This window comes from Trinickia violacea, assembly GCF_005280735.1.
In the GTDB taxonomy this organism is placed as follows: Bacteria; Pseudomonadota; Gammaproteobacteria; order Burkholderiales; family Burkholderiaceae; genus Trinickia_A; species Trinickia_A violacea.
Genome location: NZ_CP040077.1, coordinates 4,065,189 through 4,086,649, shown reverse-complemented (window position 1 = coordinate 4,086,649; position 21,461 = coordinate 4,065,189). Strand labels below are relative to the sequence as shown.

Genomic DNA, 21,461 nt, shown 5'->3' with positions numbered 1-21,461 from the left:
CGCGGGCCCGAAGGCGCCCGCGCCGAACGATCGATCAATCCGGCGTATCGCTCGCCGGTCGCTGCTTGACGCTGCCCGTTACCAAGTCGAAGCGGAACAGGCGGCATTCGAGTGCGCCGTTGAAAAGCGGCGTCTTCGCGGATTCGCGCAGCCGCAACTGGCCCGGCAGCTTGCGATCGGACGTAAGGATGAACGCGCGCCAGCCCGAGAAGCGCTGCTTGAGCGCGTCGCCGAGCGATTGGAAGAACTCGCTGTCGGGAGCATCGGTATGCACGCGGCGGAAGCCTTCGTTGTCGTCGCCGCGCCGGGTCTCGCGGACCTCGCGGCGCGGCCCGCGCCCGCGCACTTCGATCCGCTCGCCGTAGGGCGGATTCGCGACCAGGATGCCCGGCGCCGCGACTGGCGGCGTCATGCCGCGCGCGTCGACCTGCTTGAGCACGATCGACGGCAAGCCGGCGCGTTCGAAATTCGCGCGCGCCTTCTCGAGCATGTCGCCGGAGATGTCGCTGCCGAAGATCCCCAGATCCGCACGCGACGCGCGGGCGGCGCGCTTGGCATCCAGCGCTTCGACCTTGAGCGCTTGCCACGCAGTGACGTCGTACTGCTTGAGCTTTTCGAAACCGAAGCGGCGCTCGACGCCCGGGGCGATGTTGAGCGCGACCTGCGCGGCTTCGGCGAGGAACGTGCCGCTGCCGCACATCGGGTCATAGAGCGGCGTGCCCGCGCTCCAGCCGGTGAGGCGCAGGATGCCTGCCGCGAGGTTTTCGCGCAGCGGCGCCGCGCCCTTGTCGAGCCGCCAGCCGCGTTTGAAGAGCGGCTCGCCCGAGGTGTCGAGGTAGAGCGTGCAATCGGTCGCCGTCAGGAACGCGAAGATGCGCACGTCGGGCTGCGCGGTGTCGATGCTCGGGCGCGCGCCGCTGACTTCGCGCAGCCGGTCGCAGACGGCGTCCTTCACGCGCAGCGTCGCGAATTCGAGGCTGCGCAGCGGCGATTTGATCGCGGTGATGTCGACGCGCAGCGTTTCGTTCGCCGAGAACCACTGCTCCCAGCGCTGCTCGGCGGCGAGTGCATAGATGTCCTGCTCGTTGCGATACGGACGATGGGCGATTTTCAGGAGCACGCGGCTCGCGATCCGCGAATGCAGGTTCGCCGCCATGCCGGCCTTCCAGCCGCCGCGAAAATGCACGCCGCCCGGCACTTGCGCGCCTGCTTCGAACTGCGCCGCGCCGGCGTGGCGCGCGGCGATTTCCGCAAGCTCGGCGGCGAGCGCGGCTTCGAGGCCGCGCGGGCAGGGGAGGAAAAAGTCGAAGAGAGCAGGGGAGGACATGGGGCGGCGCCGATCAATGCAAAGTACGCCATTGTACGCGGGGGCGGACACCGGGACCGCCGCTCCGCCCGCTGCGATGGCGAGGTGAGCCGAGAAGACGGCACGCCGCGCGGCGTTCGAGGACGACCTCGCGCGGCGTGCGGCACGGCGGACCTCAATCGGTCTTCAACTCGCCGCCCGCCCGCTCCTCTACGGATTTCACCGGCCACACCAGCTGCAGCGGATTGCGCAGCACCGAGTTGCGCACCGCGCGCACGAGCGAGCGCACGGCCGTGCGGCGCAAGCTTCGCGAGCGCACCGCCATATGAAACGCGAGCGCGAAGCTGACCGCGACGTTCAGGATCGCCATGCTGCCCGTACCCGCCACAGCCCACCAGAATTCGCCCGTGCGCAAGATGTCCGTGCCGAGCACGCCGGCCGCGATGGCGATCGCGCCCGAGGAGAGCGTCACGTGGCGCACTTCGAACGTGAACGCGAACGCGGTGAGGATCGCGGGCACGAGACCGAGCATCAGGCCGAGGCCCACGTTGCCCACCACGCCCGATATGTTCGAGCGGCAGAACTTCGCGAGCCGCGCCGCGCCGGCCGTGCCGAGCGTCATCCGCAAGCGCCGGTTGTAGGCGAGCGCGTCGCCCACGCGATGCAGCACGAACCAGTTGTCGGCCCACCCCGCGATCAGGCTCGACGACCACAGCAGCACGCCGGTGAGCGCGGCGTAGAACGGCGTCGGCCCCAAGAGCGAAAACGAGTGCAGCGTGTAGTGCGCTTTTTCTGCCGAGATCAGGTCCGTGTGCAGCACGTTACGGAACAGCACCTGCACCAGCAGGCAAAACGGCACGACGAGCAGCACGTTGCCGAGAATCGCCGCCGACTGCGTGCGAACCAGCGCGATCACCGATGCGACGAACGCGTTGAGGCCGTTCGGCGTACTGGTGTCGTCGAGTTCGCGCGCGATGGTCGGCGCGGTCATCGCCGGCTGCTTGGTCGCGAGCGTGAAGTGCAGGAAGTGCATCAGCGTGAAGCTCGCCGCGTAGTTGATGCCGGCGAGGAGGCCCTCGATCATCGATTGCAGATGCGCGCCCGAGATCCAGAATTTCACGCACACGGTGACGACCGTCACGAGGCCGCCGCCCGCCGCCATCCGAATCATCGTCAGATACTCGCGGCGGTCGCGCGCGATGTAGTGCTGGCCGACGTCCGCGCTCGTCTCCACCACCTTGCGCGCGAGCAGCGCGAAGTTGCTGTGCAAGAGGTGCGTCACGCTCTGGCTCGCCCGGTTCGCTTCGACGAGTTCGCCGGCGAGGCGCGCGCCTTCGCGCATGTCGTCGTCGGCCATCCAGGCGTCGAGCAGGTGCTCGGCGCGCAGGATGCGCATGCGCATGCGTTCCACCTGGAACACGATGTCGACGCTCACACCGTTGCGGTACAGGTGCGCGAACACGCGGTCGACGGCCGAGCGGCAGTCGTCGAGCAGCACGCGCAGATAGTTCACTTCGTGCAGCAGTTGCCGCTCTTGCTCGCGGCCTTCCTCGACGGCGGTGTTGGCCGTTTCGACGGCGAGCATCGCGCGCGTCAGCCGGTAGAACGGCAGCTTCTCGAGCGGCAAGCGCGACTCTTCGTCGCCGAGACGGCTTCGCACCGTTTGCGACAGGCCCGTCGAGCTGATTTGGCAGATCAGGCTGTGCAGCGCCGTCAGCAGGTCGCCGGAGAGCGCGACCGGTTGGTCCTTGTCGTTTTCCGCGAGCCCGTAGTCGAGCAGCGCGCGCAATTGCGCGAGCACGTCGAGGGGCAGCGATGCGATCCATTGCGCGTCGTCGACCGACGGGAACATCAACGTGACGAGCGCGGTCAGGTCGCGTTGATTCGGCGCGGGCGGAATCAGCGACGCTTGGATGCGGTCGAAGATCGCTCCGAAAAAGCCCGAGTGAACCGGCATGCCCGCGTCGCACAGCAGCGAAATGGCGTCGCATTCGTGCAGCGTCGTCCTCAGGACGCCGGCGACGTTCGCCTTCCATTCAGGATTGCGATCGAGCACGCGGAAGAAATGCCGCAGCCGCGTGTGCTCGGATTTGGGGCGCTCGGGATCGCGCGGCTCGGCGCCGGCGTCGTTCGCATCGCTGCAGGCGGCCTGCACGGTGCCTTTCCGGCGAATCCAGTGGGCGAGTTCGATGAGCCATTCGCTGCGCTCCGCATAGGGCGCATCGGCATCGGCCGTGGCGAGCAGCGCGTCGAGCTGATGGCTGGCATTGCGCGAGGCTCGCCATTTCTTGATGAGGGTGGTGAGGGATCGAAACATAAGCTTGCTTTTGAGATCCGGCGGGGAGAGCGCCGCGGAGATTCCATTCTGCGATGGATAGGAACACGAAGATCGGTTCGCGGACCGGCGCGATGCGCCGGTCACGACCCTTTTACTTGGACTTGACCGTGTGGCGTCAGCCGGCGGCCGGCACCGTGGCCCCTGCCGTGGGGCCCGGGGAGGACGTCGCAGCGGGACATGGCACGGCTGCGGGCTGAGCAGCCGCGGCCTCCGAGGCCGCCTTGCCGAGCGTCGCGCGCGCCGGGCGGGCGGCCGCGAGCGAGCGCACGCCTGCGGCGATGTCGGCCGACATCTGATCGACTGCGCGCCGGTGACCGTCGACGAGCGCGTCGATGCCGGGGCCGACCGGCTCGGCGGCGAGCGTGCGGCATGTGAGCACCGCGTTCGTGCCGACCGCGCGCACGCTCCACACCGCTTCGAGCACGGCCTGCGAGCCGAGCCACGATTCGAAGCGCTGCACGTTGACGCTGATCCGGTAGACCGGCACGCCACCGGGGTAGGGCGAGCCGGAGACGTCGATGGTGCCGAGCCGCCGCGTCAGGTCGCCCGACAGCGCGCGGCGGATTTCGTCGCCCGGCAGCGAGGCCCAGCGCTCCTGCTCGAGCAAATCGACTTGCGACGCGTTCGTGCGCACCACCAATTGGTTCCTCGCGACCTGCGACGGCACGTCGACGGGCGGCACTTCGATCAGCAGCGCGGGATTGGCCGGCGCCGGGACCCCCGCAGCCTGCGGCGCCGACGCAGCGGCACTCGCCGAAGCGCCCGTGGGTGCGCCGCCCGCACCGAGCGTGTAGAAGCGGCTGGGCGGCGACGAGCACGCCGCGAGCGCGGCCACGCCCGCGGCGCAAGCGGCGAGACGCAGCGCCGCCATCAGCGTGGAGTCAGGGCCGCAGGCCCGTGCGGCAGAGGTAAGCCGGTCGACGATCATGGTTTATCTCCTGGTTTGCCGCGCAGCAGCGACTCGGGGTGCCGTTCCAGATAATCGGACAGCGCATTCAGCGATTGCAGCGTGCGCGTGAGCTCGGTGAGCGCCTGATGAACATCCGACTGCAGCGGCGAATCCTGCTGCAGCGTGGCCTCGGCGGCGCCGAACGTCTGCTTCGCGGCCGCCAGCGTGTCGCGTGCCTGCGGCACGACTTGCGCGTCGAGCTGCTTGAAGAGCTTGTCCGCGTTCTTCAGCGCACTGTTGAGGTTGGAGCCGATTTGATCGAACGGCACCTGATCGAGTTTCTTCGCGATGTCCGCGACTTGCAGCTGCAGCTCGTCGAGCGTGTTCGGCACGGTCGGCAGCTCGAGCGGCGTGCGCTCCAAGTCCACCGTCGCTGCCGGCGCCTTCGGGAACATGTCGAGCGCGACATAAAGCTGGCTCGTCAGCAAGTTGCCGGTGCGCAGCTGACCGCGCAGGCCATGCGCGACGAGCGCCTTCAGCAGCTCCTTGCCGGCCGCCGTGCCGCCGCTTTGAACCGATTCGCGGAAGCGCCGGCCCAGGCGGTCGGGGTACAGGTTCATCGTCACGGGCATCGTGAAATCGCGCGCCTTCGGATCGTAGTCGACCCCGATGCTCGTCACTTCGCCGAGCACGATGCCGCGGAAATCGACCGTTGCGCCCGGCGAGAGCCCGCGCAGCGACTGGTTGAACTTCATGATGACCGTGAGCGCCGGACCGTCCGGCTCGCGCATCGCGAAGCTTTCGTCGGCCGACAGCCGGAACACGGTGTTGACAGGCGCCGGCTCTCCCACCGCCTGCCCCGGCGGTGACTGGAACGCGAGGCCGCCGACGATCACCGTCGCGAGCGATTGCGTGTTGAGCTTCAGGCCGCTCGAGTCGAGGCGCAGGTCGACGCCGCTCGCATGCCACCAGCGCGAGTTGGTGCCGACGTACTGATCGTACGGCGCGTTGACGAAGACGCCGATGGTGACGCCGGTGCCGTCCTTGTCGAGCGAGAAGCTCACCACCTGGCCGACTTGCACGCGCCGGTAGAACACGGGCGAGCCGATGTCGATCGAGCCGAGCGATTCGCCGCGCAGGGTGTACTGGTGGCCCTTCTGATCGCCGGTCACGGCGGGCGGCGTTTCGAGTCCGGTGAAGTCGGTTTCACCCTCGGTCGACTTGCCCGCGTCGACGCCGATATACGCGCCCGAGAGCAGCGTGTTGAGACCCGACACGCCACTCGTGCCGATGCGCGGACGCACGACCCAGAAGCGCGTGTCCTTGACCGCGAAGTTCTCGGCCTCCTTGGTCAACTGCACTTCGACGAAGACGCGCGAGCGGTCCTTCGACAGCGTGATCGTTCTCACCGAGCCGATGTCGACGTCCTTGTACTTGACCTTCGTCTTGCCGCCCGGCTCGAGCCCTTCGGCGCTCGAGAAGCTGATCGTGATCGTCGGGCCGCGGTCCACGACCGCCTTGACGACGAGCGCCACGCCGATCAGCGCCGCAATCAGCGGAATCAGCCAGACGAGCGACGGCAGCCACTTGCTTCCTGGGACTTGGACCGGATCGGGGATATCGGGCGGCAGGCCGGAGCCGCCGCCGGAATGGCCGGATTCGGGCCCGGAAAGAGGGTCGCGAGTCGGTCCTTGCGGGCTATTCATCGTGTTGTCCTGAATGTTCTACGTTGTCCCAGATAAGCCGAGGGTCGAATTGCATCGAGGCGATCATCGTCAGCACGACCACCGCCGCGAAGGCGAGCGCTCCCCAGCCGGCCGTGATGACGGCGAGCGATTTGAAGCGCACGAGCGCGACGGTGAGCGTGATCACGAACACGTCGAGCATCGACCAGCGGCCGATGCTCTCGACGAGCCGATAGAGCTTCGTGCGCTGCAGCGGCCGCCACGGCGAACGGCGCTGCGCCGTGATGGTGAGCAGCGTCAGCACGGCGAGCTTGAGCATCGGCACGAGGATGCTCGCGATGAAGATGATGATCGCGAGCGGCCAGTCGCCCGAGGTCCAGAAGAAGACGACGCCGCTCATGATCGTGTCGTCCTGGCTGCCGACGAGCGACGACGTGTGCATGATCGGCAGCAGGTTCGCCGGAATATAGAGCAGCGCCGCGGCGATCAGCAACGCCCAGGTGCGCGGGATGCTGTCGAAGTTGCGCTGGTGGAGCGGCGAGCCGCAGCGCGAGCAGCGCTGCGGCGGCGCGTGCTCGTGCTTGCCGCCGCCGGGGTGGGCGGAAGGCGTGACGCGCTCGTCGACATTGCCGCACGCATGGCAAGCGATAAAACCGGCCTTGGCCGCGGTGATATAGGTCATGGTCGATTTCAGCTAGTGTGGCGGGCACTCTGTTCGAGTGCGCGGCGACGGGGGAGCGTATCGGCGATGTCCCACAGCGTGCGCGGGTCGAACATCACGACGACGGCGAACATCAGCGTGAGCGCGCCGAACGCGAAGAGCGAGGCTTCGGGGATGACGCGCGCGAGGCTCAGCATTTTGACGACGGTAATCAGGATGCCGAGCATGAGCACTTCGATCATCCCCCAGGGCCGCACGAATTGAATCGCCCGCAGGACCCGGTTGAAGCCGGGCGGCACGAACCCCGCGCGGATCGGGATCAACACGTAGAGCAGCGCGAGCAGCTCGGTCAGCGGGAAGAGGATGGTCGAGCAGAACACGACGATCGCGACGATCTCCATGTTTTCGCTCCACAGCGCGGCCAGCGCGCCGATCAACGTGGTCTTCGACGTGATGCCGTTGATCTCGAGTTCGACGATGGGAAACGACTGGGCGATCAGGAACGTGATCAGCGCGCCGAGGGTGACGGCGCAGATGCGCTCGAGATGGATCGAGCTGCTTCGGTAAAGCGTCGCGCCGCACCGTGGGCAGCGCGCGCTCATCTTTTTGCTTAAACGCGGTTTGTGCAACAGTGCGTCGCATTCATGGCATGCAATCAGATCGGTTCGTTTCATAGGCACTAGTGTCCGCTTGTTGAGCCGCGCGGCGGGCGACGCACATGCTATCTGGCTGGAACCCGCGCCAATGGTACCAAATGGTGTGGCGCGGGAACGTTTCGACGCGGTCGGTCAGACTGCTTTGGGTCAGTTTTCTAGAATTACCTTTGTCATTCCGAATCGCCTGGGCGGCCCATCGGGTCGGAAATTCTTGCCGCCCGCATCTGTCGGTTTTTCTTGCTTGAGTTAGGATGGCGCCCGTAGAGCCTGCCATGCACGTACGGAACAATTGCGCTGGCCGATTCGTTTACCGCTTATTTACCGCCTAAGTACCCGCTGCGCCTTCCATGACACAACCCACGTTCGCCGAGTCCGAGTCCTACACGCGCACCGCTATCGCGTTGCACTGGCTGATCGCGCTCTTGATCGTCTGCGGCTTTGCGCTCGGCTGGGTGATGACCGGCATCCCCGGCTTCACGCCCACCAAGCTCAAATATTTCTCGTGGCACAAGTGGATCGGCTGCACCGTGTTCGCGCTCGCCGTGCTGCGCATCCTGTGGCGTGCAACCCATGCTGGGCCCGCGATGCCGCGCCGCATGCCGCACTGGCAAAAAGTGGCCGCGAACCTCGTCCATGTGCTGCTCTACGTGCTGATGATCGCGATTCCGGCGTCGGGCTATCTGTACAGCTCGGCGGCCAATATCCCGGTCGTCTATCTCGGCATCGTGCCGCTGCCGCGCATCATCGCGCCGAATCCGGAGCTCAAGGTCATCCTCAAGGCGGTGCACGTCGCGCTCAACTACAGCCTGCTCGGGCTCGTCGCGCTGCACGTCGCGGGGGCCGTCAAGCATCAGTGGCTCGATCGCGACGGGCTGCTCGCCCGCATGATCCCTTTCCTCAAATAAGGATAACCATGAAAGCCTCGCTGCCTCGTCATCTTTCCCGCTACCTGCTGGCCGCGTTCGCCGCGACATCGCTGGTCGCCGCGGGCAGTGCCTTCGCCCAGGTCGACCTGGCCAAGAGCACGATCACCGCGACGTCCAAGCAGATGAACGTGCCTGTGGAAGGCACCTTCAAGAAGTTCTCGGCGCAGGTGAGCTTCGATCCGGCCAAGCCGGCGGCGGGCAGCGCGCAGATCACCGTCGACACCGGCAGCTACGATCTCGGCGACCCGAGCTACAACGATCAGGTGGCCGGCAAGGATTGGTTCGATGCGAAGACCTATCCGACCGCCACGTTCGTCTCGAGCGCGATCGCGCCGGTGGGCGGCACCCAGTTCAACGTGACCGGCAAGCTGACGATCAAGGGCAAGTCGCAGACGCTCACCGTGCCGGTGACGGTCACGCAGCAAGGCGCGACGCAGGTTTTCGACGGCACGCTGCCGATCAAGCGCCTGCAATTCGATATCGGCACGGGGGAATGGAAGGATACGTCGACCGTGGCCGACGAAGTCGCGATCAAATTTCACCTCGTCACCGCCAAACGTTGATTTCGTTTTGATACTGCCGCCCGCGCGGGCGGCGCGCTTTAGGAGAATGATTTGAAAAAGAACCTGTTGATTGCCGTTGGAGTGCTGGCTTCGTCGATGTCGTTCGGTGCGTTTGCCGCCGACACCTACCAGCTCGATCCGAACCATACCTTCCCGAGCTTCGAGGCCGACCACATGGGCGGCGTCTCGATCTGGCGCGGCAAGTTCACGAAGTCGAGCGGCACCGTGACGCTCGATCGCGCAGCGAAGACGGGCACCGTCGACGTGACCGTCGATCCGGCGTCGATCCAGACCGGCAACACGAAGCTCGACGATCACCTGCGCACCGATGCGTTCTTCGACGTCGCGAAGTACCCGGCGGTGACCTACAAGGGCACGTCGATCAAGTTCGACGGCGACACGCCGTCCGAAGTGGTCGGCTCGCTGACGATGCACGGCGTGACCAAGCCGCTGAATCTGAAGATCGAATCGTTCAAGTGCATCATGCACCCGATGCTCAAGAAAGAAGACTGCGGCGTCGAAGCGAGTGGCGAGTTCAACCGCGCGGATTGGGGCATGGACTTCGGCAGCAAGTACGGTTTCAGCATGGTGACCAAGCTGAACATTCAGGCCGAAGGCATCAAGCAGTAAGCTGGGCGTGCTATTTCCGGCGTCCTTGCCGGGAATTCGCGGCGAGCGTCACGCCGAAGTGCGGACAAACAAAAAGGCCGGTTCACATTCGAACCGGCCTTTTCTTTGTCGATCGGAGTTAGCGCTTTAGCTGTCGACCGGAGTTAGTGCTTCAGCACTGACTCCGGCCCCATGCAGAGCTCTTACTTCAGGCCCACGGCGAGCACCTTCAGCATCGCATTCGACGCCAGGGCCCGAGCATCAAACTTGGGCGCCCGCGTTGGGATCGTTCGGATCGTGCTGGGTCTTCTTTTCCTTGAGCAGATCTTCGCGCTTCACGCCGAGCCACATCGCCAGCGCCGCCGCCACGAACACCGACGAGTAGATGCCGAAGCAGATGCCGACCGTCAGCGCCAGGGCGAAGTAGTGCAGCGTCGGGCCGCCGAAGAAGAACATCGACAGCACCATCATCTGCGTGCTGCCGTGCGTGATGATGGTCCGCGAAATCGTGCTCGTGATCGCGTGGTTGATGACTTCCGTCACCGACATCTTGCGTTCGCGGCGGAACGTCTCGCGAATCCGGTCGAAGATCACGACCGATTCGTTCACCGAATAGCCGAGCACCGCGAGCACGGCCGCCAGCACCGACAGCGAGAACTCCCACTGGAAGTACGCGAAGAAGCCGAGAATGATCACGACGTCGTGCAAGTTCGCGATGATGCCGGCGACCGCGTACTTCCATTCGAAGCGGACCGACAGGTAGATGACGATGCCGATCACCACGCACGCGAGCGCGAGCAGGCCATTGGTGACGAGTTCCTTGCCGACCTGCGGACCGACGAACTCGACGCGCTGCAGCTGCACCTGCGCGTTCTGCGCCTTCAACCCCGTCATCACCTGATCGCTTTGCTGCGCGGACGTCAGGCCGGCTTTCAGCGGCAGGCGGATCAGCACGTCGCGCGACGTGCCGAAGTTCTGCACGAGCGCGTCCGGGTAGCCGAGCGTACCGAGCGTCGAGCGCACCGGCTCGAGCTTCGCGGCCTCCGGATACTGCACCTCGACGACGGTGCCGCCCGTGAACTCCACCGAAAGATGCAGCCCGCGATGCAGCAGGAAAAACACTGCCGCAATGAACGTCAGGAACGAGATCGCGTTGAAGATCAACGCGCGCTGCATGAACGGAATGTCTTTATGGATGCGGAAAAATTCCATGTTCTTCTCCGGAACTCAGCGGGACGAATCCGGCTTCTTGGGCGAAACGTTGGGTTGGCCCGGTTGCGAACGGCGGCGCAACGCCGGCTTGCCCGCGCGTGCCGGGGCCGCCGACGGCTTGCTCGCCGCCTTCACGGCGCGGCCGGTGTCGGTGGCGCTATCGACTGCGCTGTCCGCACCCAGATAGGCACCGGCTTCGACGGTGGCCGGCTTCCACACCTGGCCGATCGCGAGCGTCTTCAGCTTCTTCTTGCCGCCGTACCAGAGGTTCACGAGACCGCGCGAGAAGAACACCGCCGAGAACATCGACGTCAGAATGCCGATGCAGTGCACGATCGCGAAGCCGCGCACCGGTCCGGAGCCGAACGCAAGCAGCGCGAGACCGGCGATCAGCGTCGTCACGTTCGAGTCGAGAATCGTCGCCCAGGCGTGCGCGTAGCCGTTCTGGATCGCGAGCTGCGGCGACGCGCCGTTGCGCAGTTCTTCGCGCACGCGCTCGTTGATCAGCACGTTCGCGTCGATCGCCATGCCGAGCGCGAGCGCGATAGCGGCAATGCCCGGCAGCGTCAGCGTGGCCTGCATCAGCGAGAGGATCGCGACCAGCAGCAGCAGGTTCACCGACAGCCCGATCACCGACACCAGGCCGAACAGCATGTAGTACGCGGTCATGAAGACGGCGATCGCGGCAAAGCCGTAGACGACCGAATCGAAGCCCTTGTGGATGTTGTCGGCGCCGAGGCTCGGGCCGATCGTGCGTTCCTCGATGATGTCCATCGGCGCGGCGAGCGAACCGGCGCGCAGCAGCAGCGCGAGGTCGGCGGCCGATTGCGCCGTCGGCTGGCCCGTGATCTGGAAGCGGTCGCCGAGCTCCGACTGGATCGTCGCGACCGTCAGCACCTGGCCCTTGCCCTTTTCGAACAGCACCATCGCCATCGGCTTGCCGATGTTGTCGCGCGAGACCGAGCGCACCGCGCGGCCGCCCGCCGAGTTGAGGCGGATGTTGACCGACGGACGGTTGTGCTCGTCGAAGCCGGCCGACGCGTCGATGATGCTGTCGCCGGTGAAGATCACTTGCTTGCGCAGCAGCACCGTCAGGCCGTTGGCTTCCTTGAACGCTTCGTCGCCCGGGGGCACCGGATCGTTCGGGTTCGTGAGGTAGGTGTTGACCGGGTCGGCGAGGCGCGCTTCGAGCGTCGCCGTGCGGCCGATGATGTCCTTCGCCTTCGCGGTGTCTTGCACGCCCGGCAGCTCGACGACGATGCGGTCGGCGCCTTGCTGCTGGATCACCGGCTCCGACACGCCGAGTTCGTTGACCCGGTTGTGCAGCGTCGTGATGTTCTGCTTGACCGCCGCGTCCTCTGCGGCCTTTTGCTCGGCCGGCGTGAACGTGCCGACGACCTGGAAGCCGCCGCCCGGAGCGGGCTGGGTTGCCCACTGGAGCTCGCTGATGTTCGTGGAGAGCTGCTGGCGGGCGGTATCGGCGACGTTCTGGTCGGCGAAATTGATGACCACCGACTGGCCGACGCGATTGACGCCGCCGTCGCGGATGTTCTTGTCGCGCAGGAAGGTGCGCGCATCCGACGCGTCGGAGTCGAGGCGCTTGTTCAGCGCGCCCGCCATGTCGACTTGCATCAGGAAGTGAACGCCGCCGCGCAAATCGAGGCCGAGGTACATCGGCAGCGCGTGGATCGCGGTCAGCCAGCGCGGCGACGCGCTTTGCAGATTCAGTGCGACGATGAACTGCGGATCGGTCGGATCGGGGTTCAGCGCTTTTTGCAGCAGGTCCTTCACGCGCAATTGCGTGTCGGTGTCCTTCACGCGCACGCGGATGTTCGCGTTGGTCTGCGAGTTGTCGAACGTGATGTCGTCAGGCTTGATGTTGTCGGCGGCAAGCGCCGCTTCCACTTCGGTGAGCGTCGACGAATCGAGGCGGATGGTCGCCTTGCCGCTCAGCACCTGCACCGCCGGCGCTTCGCCGTAGAAATTGGGCAATGTGTAGAGAAGACCGATGGCAAGCGCCACGGCCATCACGACATATTTCCAGAGGGGGTAACGATTCATGGGATGGGCCGAACGGGAAAGTTGGCTTGAAAGCGTTGCGTCCGGCGCTGTGCGCGGGCTGAGGGGGATTCGACCTGGCTAGGCCGGGCCGGACGCAAGAGAGTGGCCTTACAGCGACTTGATCGTGCCTTTCGGGAGAATCGTCGTGACCGAAGCCTTCTGCACGGTGATTTCCGTGCCTTCCGCGATCTCGACGCCGACGTACGCTTCGCCGACCTTCGTCACCTTGCCGACGATGCCGCCGTTGGTGACGACTTCATCGCCCTTCGCCATGGCCGCGAGCATGTTGCGATGATCCTTCTGACGCTTCATTTGCGGGCGGATCATGATGAAGTACAGCACCGCGAACATCAGGATCAAGGGCAAGAAGCTCATCAAGCTCGATTCGGCGCCGCCGCCTGCGCCCTGCGCGAACGCACTGGAAATGAACGACACGTTGGTCTCTCCGTTATGACGATCAAAAAGGTTAGCCGGGTATTCTACCACCGCCGGTACCGGCCCCGGCTCGCGACGGTAGGGCAAATCGGCTTTGGGATCAAGCTTTTATCGCGTGATCCGGGGGGATTTCGAGCGATTTGCCAACTGCCGGATGGCCGTCCCCCACAAACGGGGTGTAGGCCGATTGTAGGGGCGAAGCGGATACAGGCGTGTGGCACTCGGCTTCGTCCGCGCAATCGGGCGCAATCGGGCGGCGACATGAGATCTAGCCGGGAGATCTAGTCGACGCCTCTTGCGCGCTCCTCGGCAAAGCGCTTCTTGAACGCGTCGAACGTATGGGTCTCGATCGCTGCGCGGATTTCCCCCATCAATTCCAAGTAATAGTGCAAGTTGTGGATCGTGTTCAACTGCGCCCCGAGAATTTCGCCGACGCGGTGCAGGTGGTGCAGATACCCGCGCGTGAAGTTGCGGCATGTGTAACAGCCGCAGGTTTCGTCGAGCGGACGCAGCGAATTCTTATGCGTTGCGTTGCGGATCTTGATGTCGCCGAAGCGCGTGAAGAGCCAACCGTTGCGGGCGTTGCGAGTGGGCATGACGCAGTCGAACATGTCGATGCCGGCCGACACGCCCGTGACGAGGTCTTCCGGCGTGCCGACGCCCATCAGGTAGTGCGGCTTGTCGGCGGGGAGCTTCGGGCCGATGTGGTTCAAGATGCGCATCATGTCTTCCTTCGGCTCGCCGACGGAAAGACCGCCCACCGCGAGGCCGTGGAAGCCGATTTCGGAGAGCCCGGCGAGCGATTCGTCGCGCAGGTCTTCGAACATGCCGCCCTGGACGATGCCGAAGAGCGCGTTCGGGTTGCCGAGGCGATTGAATTCGTCGATCGAGCGCTTCGCCCAGCGCATCGACATGCGCATCGAATCGCCCGCTTCGTCGCGCGTCGTCGGCACGCCGTTCACCGCGTACGGCGTGCATTCGTCGAATTGCATCACGATGTCCGAGTTCAGCACCTTCTGGATCTGCATCGACACTTCCGGCGACAGGAACAGCTTGTCGCCGTTGATCGGCGACGCGAACGTCACGCCGTCTTCGGTGATCTTGCGCAGGTCGCCGAGCGAGAAGACCTGGAAGCCGCCCGAATCGGTGAGGATCGGCCGCTTCCAGCCCATGAAGCCGTGCAGGCCGCCGTGCGCGGCGATCGTGTCGAGGCCGGGGCGCAGCCAGAGGTGGAACGTATTGCCGAGGATGATCTGCGCGCGGATTTCTTCGAGCTCGCGCGGCTGGATCGCTTTCACCGTGCCATAGGTGCCGACCGGCATGAAGATCGGCGTCTCGACGACGCCGTGGTTCAGCGTGAGGCGGCCGCGGCGCGCTTGGCCATCGGTCGTGAGAAGGTCGAATTTGAGGCCGTTTTCAGGGGCTTCGTGCGGGACTTGCGTGCTGGTCGACGCGTGAGCGTCGCAGCACGCGTTGCTATCGTGAGTATGACCGTCGGTCATGCTTGGGCTCCTGTGCCACCGAAATGCGCTGCATGGGATCAGAGTAAGCGCTGAAGCGCTAACTCTGATCGACACAGTTCGGCGCATTGATGAACGCCGCCAGGCGTGGCCTGGCGGCAATTGAAACGGGGAAAAACGGCGATCAAGCGCGGATGTTACGCGCGATCTTCCCGCCGCGTGAGCAGCATCGCGTCGCCATAGCTGAAGAAGCGATAGCGCGCCTCGATCGCGTGCCGATACGCGCTGCGGATCGTCTCGACACCCGCGAACGCAGAAACGAGCATCAGCAAGGTCGACTTCGGCAAATGGAAATTCGTCACGAGCCGGTCGACCACGCGGAAACGATAGCCCGGCGTGATGAAGATATCGGTCTCGGCGGACGTGGCGGCGAGCGCGCGGCCTTGCGCTTCGGCGTCGCGCGCCGCGGCTTCGAGCGCGCGCATCGACGTCGTGCCGACCGCGATCACGCGGCCGCCGCGCGCGCGCGTGGCGGCGATCTTGTCGACGAGCGTCTGCGGCAGCTGGTACCACTCGCTGTGCATCTTGTGCTCGGCGAGGTTCTCGACGCGCACCGGCTGGAACGTGCCCGCGCCGACGTGCAGCGTGAGCGTCGCGCGCTCGACACCGCGCGCGTCGAGCCGGGCGAACAGCGCATCGTCGAAATGCAGGCCCGCGGTCGGCGCGGCAACGGCGCCGGGGTTCTGCGCGAAGACCGTCTGGTAGCGCGTTTCGTCCGTTGCGTCGGGGTCGTGCTCGATATAGGGCGGCAGCGGCAGCCGCCCGTATTGCTCGATCAGCGTGAGGCAGTCGTCGGGAAAGTGCAGCGTGTAGAACGGATCGACGCGCTCGCCGACGGTCACGTCGAACGCATCGGCCAAGCGCAGCATCGTGCCCGCAGCCGGACTCTTGCTCGCGCGGATTTGCGCGAGCGCGGTGCGCTCGCCGGTCAGGCGCTCGATCAGCACCTCGATCCGGCCCCCGCTTGCCTTTTGGCCGAGGAAGCGCGCCTTCAGCACCTTGGTATCGTTGAAGACGAGCAGGTCGCCCGCTGCGACGCACTCGGGCAATTCGGAAAACTGGCGGTCGACGAGGCGCGCGGGCTCGCCCGTGCTGTCCACTTCGAGCAGGCGGCTCGCGCTGCGCTCCTTGAGCGCCGTCTGCGCGATCAGCTCGGGCGGCAGATTAAAATCGAAATCGGAAAGGGTGAACATGCTGCTGCACTGGTTTGCTGCGGGAAGGCGCCATACGGTGGTCAGGCGGCCGATGCGGCCGCTATGATGGCGTGGTTTGTCAGGCGGTGCGCCTGGACGTCAAAAACGGGTCATCCGCCTCGATGATGCACATGCCGGCTTGCCCGCCGATCCGCCAACCCTGTTAAAGCCGCTATTGTACTTGCGAAGAGACTCATGCCCTTGTCCGAACGCCGAATGCCCGACTCCGACGACGACGCGCCCGTGAAGCCGAAGCGGCGCGCGGAGCGGGCAGGGGCGGCGAGCGAGGCCGAAACCGGGGCGCCGCTCGCGCAAGCCGCTGCCGCGAAGCCGGCTCGGGCCAGCGCTAAAGGGGCTTCCAAAGGGGCTTCCAAACGGGCCGCGGCGGGCCAGAGTCAGCAAGAAAAAGACGACGCCCCCGCCAAGCTCCCCAAAACCGCCGACAAGCTCGCCAAACTCGGCCTGAAACGCGACATCGACCTCGTGCTGCATCTGCCGATGCGCTACGAGGACGAAACTTCGCTCACGCCGATCGGCGAGCTGCTGCCGGGCGAGACGGCGCAGACCGAAGGCGTCGTCGTCGACAACGAGATCGCCTACCGTCCGCGCCGCCAGCTCGTCGTCAAGCTGCGCGACGAAGCGGACGAAGAACTCACGCTGCGCTTTCTGAATTTCTACGGCTCGCAGGTCAAGCAGATGGCGGTGGGCACGCGTCTGCGCGTGCGCGGCGACGTGCGCGGCGGGTTCTTCGGCATCGAGATGGTTCATCCGGCGGTGCGTCCCGTCGACGCGGACACGCCGCTGCCGCAGGCGCTCACGCCCGTGTACCCGAGCACGGCAGGGGTTTCCCAGGCCTATCTGCGCAAGGCGATCGACAACGCGCTCTCGCGCACGACGTTGCCTGAGCTCGTGCCGCCGCCGATCGCCGACGCGTATTTCCGCCCGCTGAATCTGCCGCCGCTGATGCAGGCGGTCCGCACGCTGCACCACCCGAGCGCCGATGCGGACGAAACCGCGCTGATCGACGGCACCCATCCGGCGTGGTCGCGAATCAAGTTCGAGGAGCTGCTCGCGCAACAGCTTTCGCTCAAGCGCGCACACGAAGAGCGCCGCACGCGCTCGGCGCCCGTCATGCCGCAGCGCGCGCAGCACGACCCCGAATCGCTGACGGCGCGTCTCTCGCGTGCGCTGCCGTTCGCCTTGACGCGCGCGCAGCAGCGGGTCGGCGCCGAGATCGCGGCCGATTTGACCCAGCCGCATCCGATGCAGCGCCTCTTGCAAGGCGACGTCGGCGCCGGCAAGACCGTCGTCGCGGCGCTCGCCGCCGCGCAGGCCATCGACGCGGGCTACCAGGCGGCGTTGATGGCGCCGACCGAAATCCTCGCCGAGCAGCACGCGCGCAAGCTGCGCGGCTGGCTCGAACCGCTCGGCGTGACGGTCGCGTGGCTCGCGGGCAGCTTGAAGGCGAAGGAAAAACGCGCAGCGCTCGAAGCGGCGGCGTCCGGCGCGGCGCAGCTCGTGATCGGCACGCACGCGATCATCCAGGATGCGGTCGAGTTCGCGCGGCTCGGCTTCGTGATCGTCGACGAACAGCACCGCTTCGGCGTCGCGCAACGTCTCGCGCTGCGCGCGAAGGCGCACAACGCCGCCGACGGCGCGGCCAGCTTTCAGCCGCATCAGCTGATGATGTCAGCGACGCCGATCCCGCGCACGCTCGCGATGACCTACTACGCGGACCTCGACGTCTCGACGATCGACGAACTCCCGCCCGGCCGCACGCCGATCGTGACGAAGCTCGTTTCCGACGCGCGCCGCGACGAGGTGATCGGCCGCGTGCGCGAGGCGGCGCTGACCGGGCGGCAGGTCTATTGGGTCTGTCCGCTGATCGAGGAAAGCGAGACGCTGCAGCTCCAGACCGCCGTGGAAACGTTCGAGACCTTGGCCGCCGCGCTGCCGGAGCTGCGCGTCGGCCTCGTGCACGGACGGCTCGCGCCCGCCGAGAAGGCCGCCGTGATGGACGCCTTCTCGCGCAACGACGTGCAGTTGCTCGTCGCGACGACAGTGATCGAAGTCGGCGTCGACGTGCCGAACGCCTCGCTGATGGTGATCGAGCACGCAGAGCGCTTCGGCCTCGCGCAATTGCACCAGCTGCGCGGCCGGGTGGGGCGCGGGAGCACGGCTTCGGCGTGCGTGCTGCTCTATAGCGGGCCGCTCTCGCTGGCGGGGCGCGCGCGCCTGCAGACCATGCGCGAAACCACCGACGGCTTCGAAATCGCGCGCCGCGACCTCGAAATCCGCGGTCCGGGCGAATTCCTGGGTTCGCGGCAGTCAGGCGAGGCGATGCTGCGCTTCGCCGATCTGCAGCAGGACGGCTGGCTGATCGAACCCGCGCGCGAGGCGGCCACACGGCTCCTTGCCGAGTATCCCGATGTCGTCACGCAGCATCTCGCCCGCTGGCTTGGCGCGCGCGAGCAGTACCTGAAGGCGTAGCGCCGGCGGCGAGCGCTTTTTTCGGCCGGATGGCACAGGACGACGTGATAGGGACCTTTGAAGGTTGGCGAATCGCCCGCATCGGTGTATAACTTAAATCTATCGACTCCAATACCTTGATTGGTCCCTCAATGACGCTCACAGAACTGAAATACATCGTCGCAGTGGCCCGGGAGCGCCACTTCGGGCGCGCGGCCGAGGCGTGCTTCGTCAGCCAGCCGACGCTGTCGGTCGCCATCAAGAAGCTCGAAGACGAGCTCAACGTGCAAATTTTCGAGCGCGGCACGAGCGAAGTCAGCGTGACCCCGATCGGCGAGCAGATCGTCACGCAGGCGCAGCGCGTGCTCGAGCAGACGCTCGCGATCAAGGAAATCGCCAAGCAGGGCAAGGACCCGCTCGTTGGCCCGCTGCGGCTCGGCGTGATCTACACGATCGGGCCCTATCTGCTGCCCACCCTGGTCAAGCAGATGATCAAGAACGTCCCGCAGATGCCGCTGATGCTGCAGGAGAACTACACGCTCAAGCTGATCGAGCTGCTCAAGCAGGGCGAGATCGACGTGGCGATCATGGCGCTGCCGTTTCCCGAAACCGGGTTGATGGTGCGTCCGCTGTACGACGAGCCGTTTGTCGTAGCGCTGCCGTCGGGGCACGCGTGGGAGTCGCGCAAGAAAATCGACGCCGGCGATCTGAAGCAGGAGACGATGCTGCTGCTCGGCAGCGGGCATTGCTTCCGCGATCACGTGCTGGGCGTCTGCCCCGAGCTGATGCGCTTTTCGCAGAACGCCGACGGGATTCAGAAGACGTTCGAAGGGTCGTCGCTGGAGACGATCCGGCACATGGTGGCGAGCGGCGTCGGCATTACCGTGCTGCCGCGCATGTCGGTGCTCGAGGTGAAGCCGCATGCGCCGGGCGTGGACGCGGGGCTGCTGAGCTACGTGCCGTTCGAAGAGCCGGTGCCGGACCGCCGTGTCGTGCTCGCCTGGCGCAAGAGCTTTACGCGGATGCCGGCCATCGAGGCGATCAGCGAGGCGATCACCTCGTGCGAACTGCCGGGGGTCAGCAAGCTCGACATGCCGGTCGCCCTCAACTGAGGCGGCCGCCGCTATCTCGAAAGTGCGGCGACGAGCCGCATTTAGCTTCGGCCTATTGAATAGATATAATTAATCAAATTTCATCGTTCAATAGGCGTCGGTAGACTTTGCTCCATGGATCTCGCATCCCATACCCATGGAGGAAGTCATGAATCAGCCCTTTGTCCCGCTCACGACGAACCCGGCCCAGCCTGCGGCCACGCCTCAGCAAGCCAGCACCGCTAGCCAGGCTGCCTCGATGTTCCGCGGAGCGCGCACTGTGGCCTTCTCGCATCTGGTCGATCGCGCGCTGTCGGCGTAAGCCGCGCATCCCGGCCCACTGCTCTCCCCCTCCCCATAAAACCGCCCATTAGGAGCTCCGGATGTCTGACCGTACTCTCACCACTGCAGCAGGCGCACCCGTCGCCGACAACCAGAATTCGATCACCGCGGGTCCGCGCGGCCCGATCGCTCTGCAAGACGTGTGGCTGCTCGAGAAGCTCGCGCATTTCGACCGTGAAGTGATTCCCGAGCGCCGTGTTCATGCGAAGGGCTCGGGCGCATTCGGCACGCTCAAAGTCACGCACGACATCTCGCGCTATACGAAGGCGAAACTGTTCTCGCAAGCCGGCAAGGAAACGCCGCTCTTCATCCGCTTCTCGACGGTCGCGGGCGAGCGCGGCGCCGCCGACGCCGAGCGCGACGTGCGCGGCTTCTCGATCAAGTTCTATACGGAAGAAGGCAACTGGGACGTGGTCGGCAACAACACGCCGGTGTTCTTCATCCGCGATCCGCTCAAGTTCCCGGACTTCATTCACACGCAGAAACGCGACCCGTACACGAACCTGCGCAGCAACGTGGCGGCGTGGGACTTCTGGGCGCGTCATCCGGAGTCGCTGCACCAGGTCACGATCCTGATGAGCGATCGCGGGATTCCGAAGAACTATCGCCAGCAGCACGGTTTCGGCTCGCACACGTATTCGTTCATCAGCGCGAACAACGAGCGCTTCTGGGTGAAGTTTCACTTCAAGTCGCTGAACGGCATCGAGAACTACAGCGACGCCGAAGCCGCCCAAGTGATCGCGGGCGACCGTGAAAGCGCGCAGCGCGACCTGATCGAGAACATCGACAAGCAGAACTTCCCGAAGTGGGCATTCCGTATTCAGGTGATGCCGGAAGCCGATGCGGCGAAGGTGCCGTACAACCCGTTCGACATCACGAAAATCTGGCCGCACAAGGATTACCCGCTGATCGACGTCGGGGTGATCGAGCTGAACCGCAATGCGCAGAACTACTTCGCGGACGTCGAGCAGGCGGCGTTCACGCCGGCCAACGTCGTGCCGGGCATCGGCTTCTCGCCGGACCGCCTGCTGCAAGGGCGTCTGTTCTCGTATGGCGACGCGCATCGCTATCGCTTGGGCGTGAACCATCACCAGATTCCGGTGAATGCGCCGAAGTGCCCGTTCCATCACTCGTTCCATCGTGACGGCGCGATGCGCACGGACGGCAACCTGGGCGGCACGGTGAACTACGAGCCGAACCGTTTCGGCGACTTCACGCAGGATCGCAACGCGGCCGAGCCGCCGCTCGCGGCGGGCGTGGTCGACCGCTACGACCACCGCGAGGACGCCGACTACTACAGCCAGCCGGGCGCGCTCTTCCGGCTGTTCGATGCGGGCCAGCGCGAGCGTCTGTTCGCGAACATCGCGCGTCACATCGACGGCGTGCCGGAAGACATCGTCGCGCGTCAGATCGAGCATTTCCGCCAAGCCGATCCGGCGTACGCGGAAGGCGTGATCGCCGCGATTGAGAAGCAGAAGGCGGCGAAGGCGAAGTAAGCACAGAGG

General features: G+C 65.6%; 18 protein-coding genes. 7 read left to right on the top strand and 11 right to left on the bottom strand.

Annotated features, from left to right (window positions below; translation table 11 throughout):
- Positions 1-34: 34 nt before the first annotated feature.
- The 6 genes from FAZ95_RS18605 to FAZ95_RS18580 all read right to left on the bottom strand — a co-directional run bounded on the left by FAZ95_RS18605 (position 35) and on the right by FAZ95_RS18580 (position 7,553).
- Positions 35-1,327 carry a THUMP domain-containing class I SAM-dependent RNA methyltransferase gene (locus tag FAZ95_RS18605; protein ID WP_137333792.1) on the bottom strand — a complete coding sequence of 431 codons (1,293 nt, stop codon included), beginning with the start codon at positions 1,325-1,327 and terminating at the stop codon, positions 35-37.
- A 154-nt stretch (positions 1,328-1,481) separates the two neighbouring features.
- Complete coding sequence (locus tag FAZ95_RS18600) at positions 1,482-3,623, bottom strand: site-specific recombinase (protein WP_137333791.1); 2,142 nt, start codon at positions 3,621-3,623, stop codon at positions 1,482-1,484.
- A gap of 136 nt (positions 3,624-3,759) precedes the next feature.
- Complete coding sequence (locus tag FAZ95_RS18595) at positions 3,760-4,515, bottom strand: PqiC family protein (protein ID WP_137334631.1); 756 nt, start codon at positions 4,513-4,515, stop codon at positions 3,760-3,762.
- Positions 4,516-4,568: 53 nt separating this feature from the next.
- Positions 4,569-6,239: a PqiB family protein gene (locus FAZ95_RS18590; RefSeq protein ID WP_137333790.1), complete on the bottom strand. Its 1,671-nt coding sequence runs from the start codon at positions 6,237-6,239 to the stop codon at positions 4,569-4,571.
- Positions 6,232-6,900: a paraquat-inducible protein A gene (locus FAZ95_RS18585; protein WP_137333789.1), complete on the bottom strand. Its 669-nt coding sequence runs from the start codon at positions 6,898-6,900 to the stop codon at positions 6,232-6,234. Before FAZ95_RS18585 ends, FAZ95_RS18590 begins: the two co-directional genes overlap by 8 nt.
- An 8-nt stretch (positions 6,901-6,908) precedes the next feature.
- Complete coding sequence (locus FAZ95_RS18580) at positions 6,909-7,553, bottom strand: paraquat-inducible protein A (protein ID WP_137333788.1); 645 nt, start codon at positions 7,551-7,553, stop codon at positions 6,909-6,911.
- 329 nt (positions 7,554-7,882) lie between these two features.
- Between FAZ95_RS18580 and FAZ95_RS18575 the strand changes: the two genes are divergently transcribed.
- From FAZ95_RS18575 to FAZ95_RS18565, 3 genes are all read left to right on the top strand, one after another.
- Positions 7,883-8,440 (top strand): cytochrome b, encoded by a 558-nt coding sequence (locus FAZ95_RS18575; RefSeq protein WP_137333787.1) that lies wholly within the window; start codon positions 7,883-7,885, stop codon positions 8,438-8,440.
- A gap of 8 nt (positions 8,441-8,448) precedes the next feature.
- Positions 8,449-9,024, top strand: a complete 576-nt coding sequence (locus FAZ95_RS18570; protein ID WP_137333786.1) for a YceI family protein — start codon at positions 8,449-8,451, stop codon at positions 9,022-9,024.
- 63 nt (positions 9,025-9,087) lie between these two features.
- Entirely contained in the window at positions 9,088-9,654 is a 567-nt protein-coding gene (locus FAZ95_RS18565; protein ID WP_137334630.1) for a YceI family protein, read from the top strand.
- Positions 9,655-9,894: 240 nt separating this feature from the next.
- Here the strand turns inward: FAZ95_RS18565 and secF are convergent, their stop codons facing one another.
- From secF to queA, 5 genes are all read right to left on the bottom strand, one after another.
- A complete protein-coding gene (gene secF / locus FAZ95_RS18560; protein WP_137333785.1) occupies positions 9,895-10,845 on the bottom strand; it encodes a protein translocase subunit SecF in 951 nt (316 codons plus the stop codon).
- 15 nt (positions 10,846-10,860) lie between these two features.
- Positions 10,861-12,906: a protein translocase subunit SecD gene (gene secD / locus FAZ95_RS18555; protein WP_137333784.1), complete on the bottom strand. Its 2,046-nt coding sequence runs from the start codon at positions 12,904-12,906 to the stop codon at positions 10,861-10,863.
- A gap of 108 nt (positions 12,907-13,014) precedes the next feature.
- Positions 13,015-13,341 carry a preprotein translocase subunit YajC gene (gene yajC, locus FAZ95_RS18550; RefSeq protein ID WP_137333783.1) on the bottom strand — a complete coding sequence of 109 codons (327 nt, stop codon included), beginning with the start codon at positions 13,339-13,341 and terminating at the stop codon, positions 13,015-13,017.
- 281 nt (positions 13,342-13,622) lie between these two features.
- Positions 13,623-14,843 carry a tRNA guanosine(34) transglycosylase Tgt gene (tgt, locus tag FAZ95_RS18545; RefSeq protein WP_137333782.1) on the bottom strand — a complete coding sequence of 407 codons (1,221 nt, stop codon included), beginning with the start codon at positions 14,841-14,843 and terminating at the stop codon, positions 13,623-13,625.
- A gap of 155 nt (positions 14,844-14,998) precedes the next feature.
- On the bottom strand, positions 14,999-16,054 hold the full coding sequence (queA, locus tag FAZ95_RS18540; RefSeq protein ID WP_137333781.1) for a tRNA preQ1(34) S-adenosylmethionine ribosyltransferase-isomerase QueA: 1,056 nt from the start codon (positions 16,052-16,054) through the stop codon (positions 14,999-15,001).
- Positions 16,055-16,270: 216 nt separating this feature from the next.
- On the opposite strand from queA, the gene recG reads away from it, so the two are divergent.
- From recG to FAZ95_RS18525, 4 genes are all read left to right on the top strand, one after another.
- Complete coding sequence (gene recG, locus FAZ95_RS18535; protein ID WP_437437711.1) at positions 16,271-18,544, top strand: ATP-dependent DNA helicase RecG; 2,274 nt, start codon at positions 16,271-16,273, stop codon at positions 18,542-18,544.
- 131 nt (positions 18,545-18,675) lie between these two features.
- Positions 18,676-19,635: a hydrogen peroxide-inducible genes activator gene (locus tag FAZ95_RS18530; protein ID WP_137333779.1), complete on the top strand. Its 960-nt coding sequence runs from the start codon at positions 18,676-18,678 to the stop codon at positions 19,633-19,635.
- 148 nt (positions 19,636-19,783) lie between these two features.
- A complete protein-coding gene (locus tag FAZ95_RS39390) occupies positions 19,784-19,936 on the top strand; it encodes a hypothetical protein (RefSeq protein WP_175425642.1) in 153 nt (50 codons plus the stop codon).
- Between the two features lie 61 nt (positions 19,937-19,997).
- Entirely contained in the window at positions 19,998-21,452 is a 1,455-nt protein-coding gene (locus FAZ95_RS18525; RefSeq protein WP_137333778.1) for a catalase, read from the top strand.
- Positions 21,453-21,461 lie beyond the last annotated feature (9 nt).

Coding starts and splice junctions, on each gene's coding strand:
- FAZ95_RS18605 (WP_137333792.1), bottom strand. CDS start 1,327: ATGTCCTCCCCTGCTCTCTTCGACTTTTTCCTCCCCTGCCCGCGCGGC.
- FAZ95_RS18600 (WP_137333791.1), bottom strand. CDS start 3,623: ATGTTTCGATCCCTCACCACCCTCATCAAGAAATGGCGAGCCTCGCGC.
- FAZ95_RS18595 (WP_137334631.1), bottom strand. CDS start 4,515: ATGGCGGCGCTGCGTCTCGCCGCTTGCGCCGCGGGCGTGGCCGCGCTC.
- FAZ95_RS18590 (WP_137333790.1), bottom strand. CDS start 6,239: ATGAATAGCCCGCAAGGACCGACTCGCGACCCTCTTTCCGGGCCCGAA.
- FAZ95_RS18585 (WP_137333789.1), bottom strand. CDS start 6,900: ATGACCTATATCACCGCGGCCAAGGCCGGTTTTATCGCTTGCCATGCG.
- FAZ95_RS18580 (WP_137333788.1), bottom strand. CDS start 7,553: ATGAAACGAACCGATCTGATTGCATGCCATGAATGCGACGCACTGTTG.
- FAZ95_RS18575 (WP_137333787.1), top strand. CDS start 7,883: ATGACACAACCCACGTTCGCCGAGTCCGAGTCCTACACGCGCACCGCT.
- FAZ95_RS18570 (WP_137333786.1), top strand. CDS start 8,449: ATGAAAGCCTCGCTGCCTCGTCATCTTTCCCGCTACCTGCTGGCCGCG.
- secF (WP_137333785.1), bottom strand. CDS start 10,845: ATGGAATTTTTCCGCATCCATAAAGACATTCCGTTCATGCAGCGCGCG.
- secD (WP_137333784.1), bottom strand. CDS start 12,906: ATGAATCGTTACCCCCTCTGGAAATATGTCGTGATGGCCGTGGCGCTT.
- tgt (WP_137333782.1), bottom strand. CDS start 14,843: ATGACCGACGGTCATACTCACGATAGCAACGCGTGCTGCGACGCTCAC.
- queA (WP_137333781.1), bottom strand. CDS start 16,054: ATGTTCACCCTTTCCGATTTCGATTTTAATCTGCCGCCCGAGCTGATC.
- recG (WP_437437711.1), top strand. CDS start 16,271: ATGCCCGACTCCGACGACGACGCGCCCGTGAAGCCGAAGCGGCGCGCG.
- FAZ95_RS18530 (WP_137333779.1), top strand. CDS start 18,676: ATGACGCTCACAGAACTGAAATACATCGTCGCAGTGGCCCGGGAGCGC.
- FAZ95_RS39390 (WP_175425642.1), top strand. CDS start 19,784: ATGAATCAGCCCTTTGTCCCGCTCACGACGAACCCGGCCCAGCCTGCG.
- FAZ95_RS18525 (WP_137333778.1), top strand. CDS start 19,998: ATGTCTGACCGTACTCTCACCACTGCAGCAGGCGCACCCGTCGCCGAC.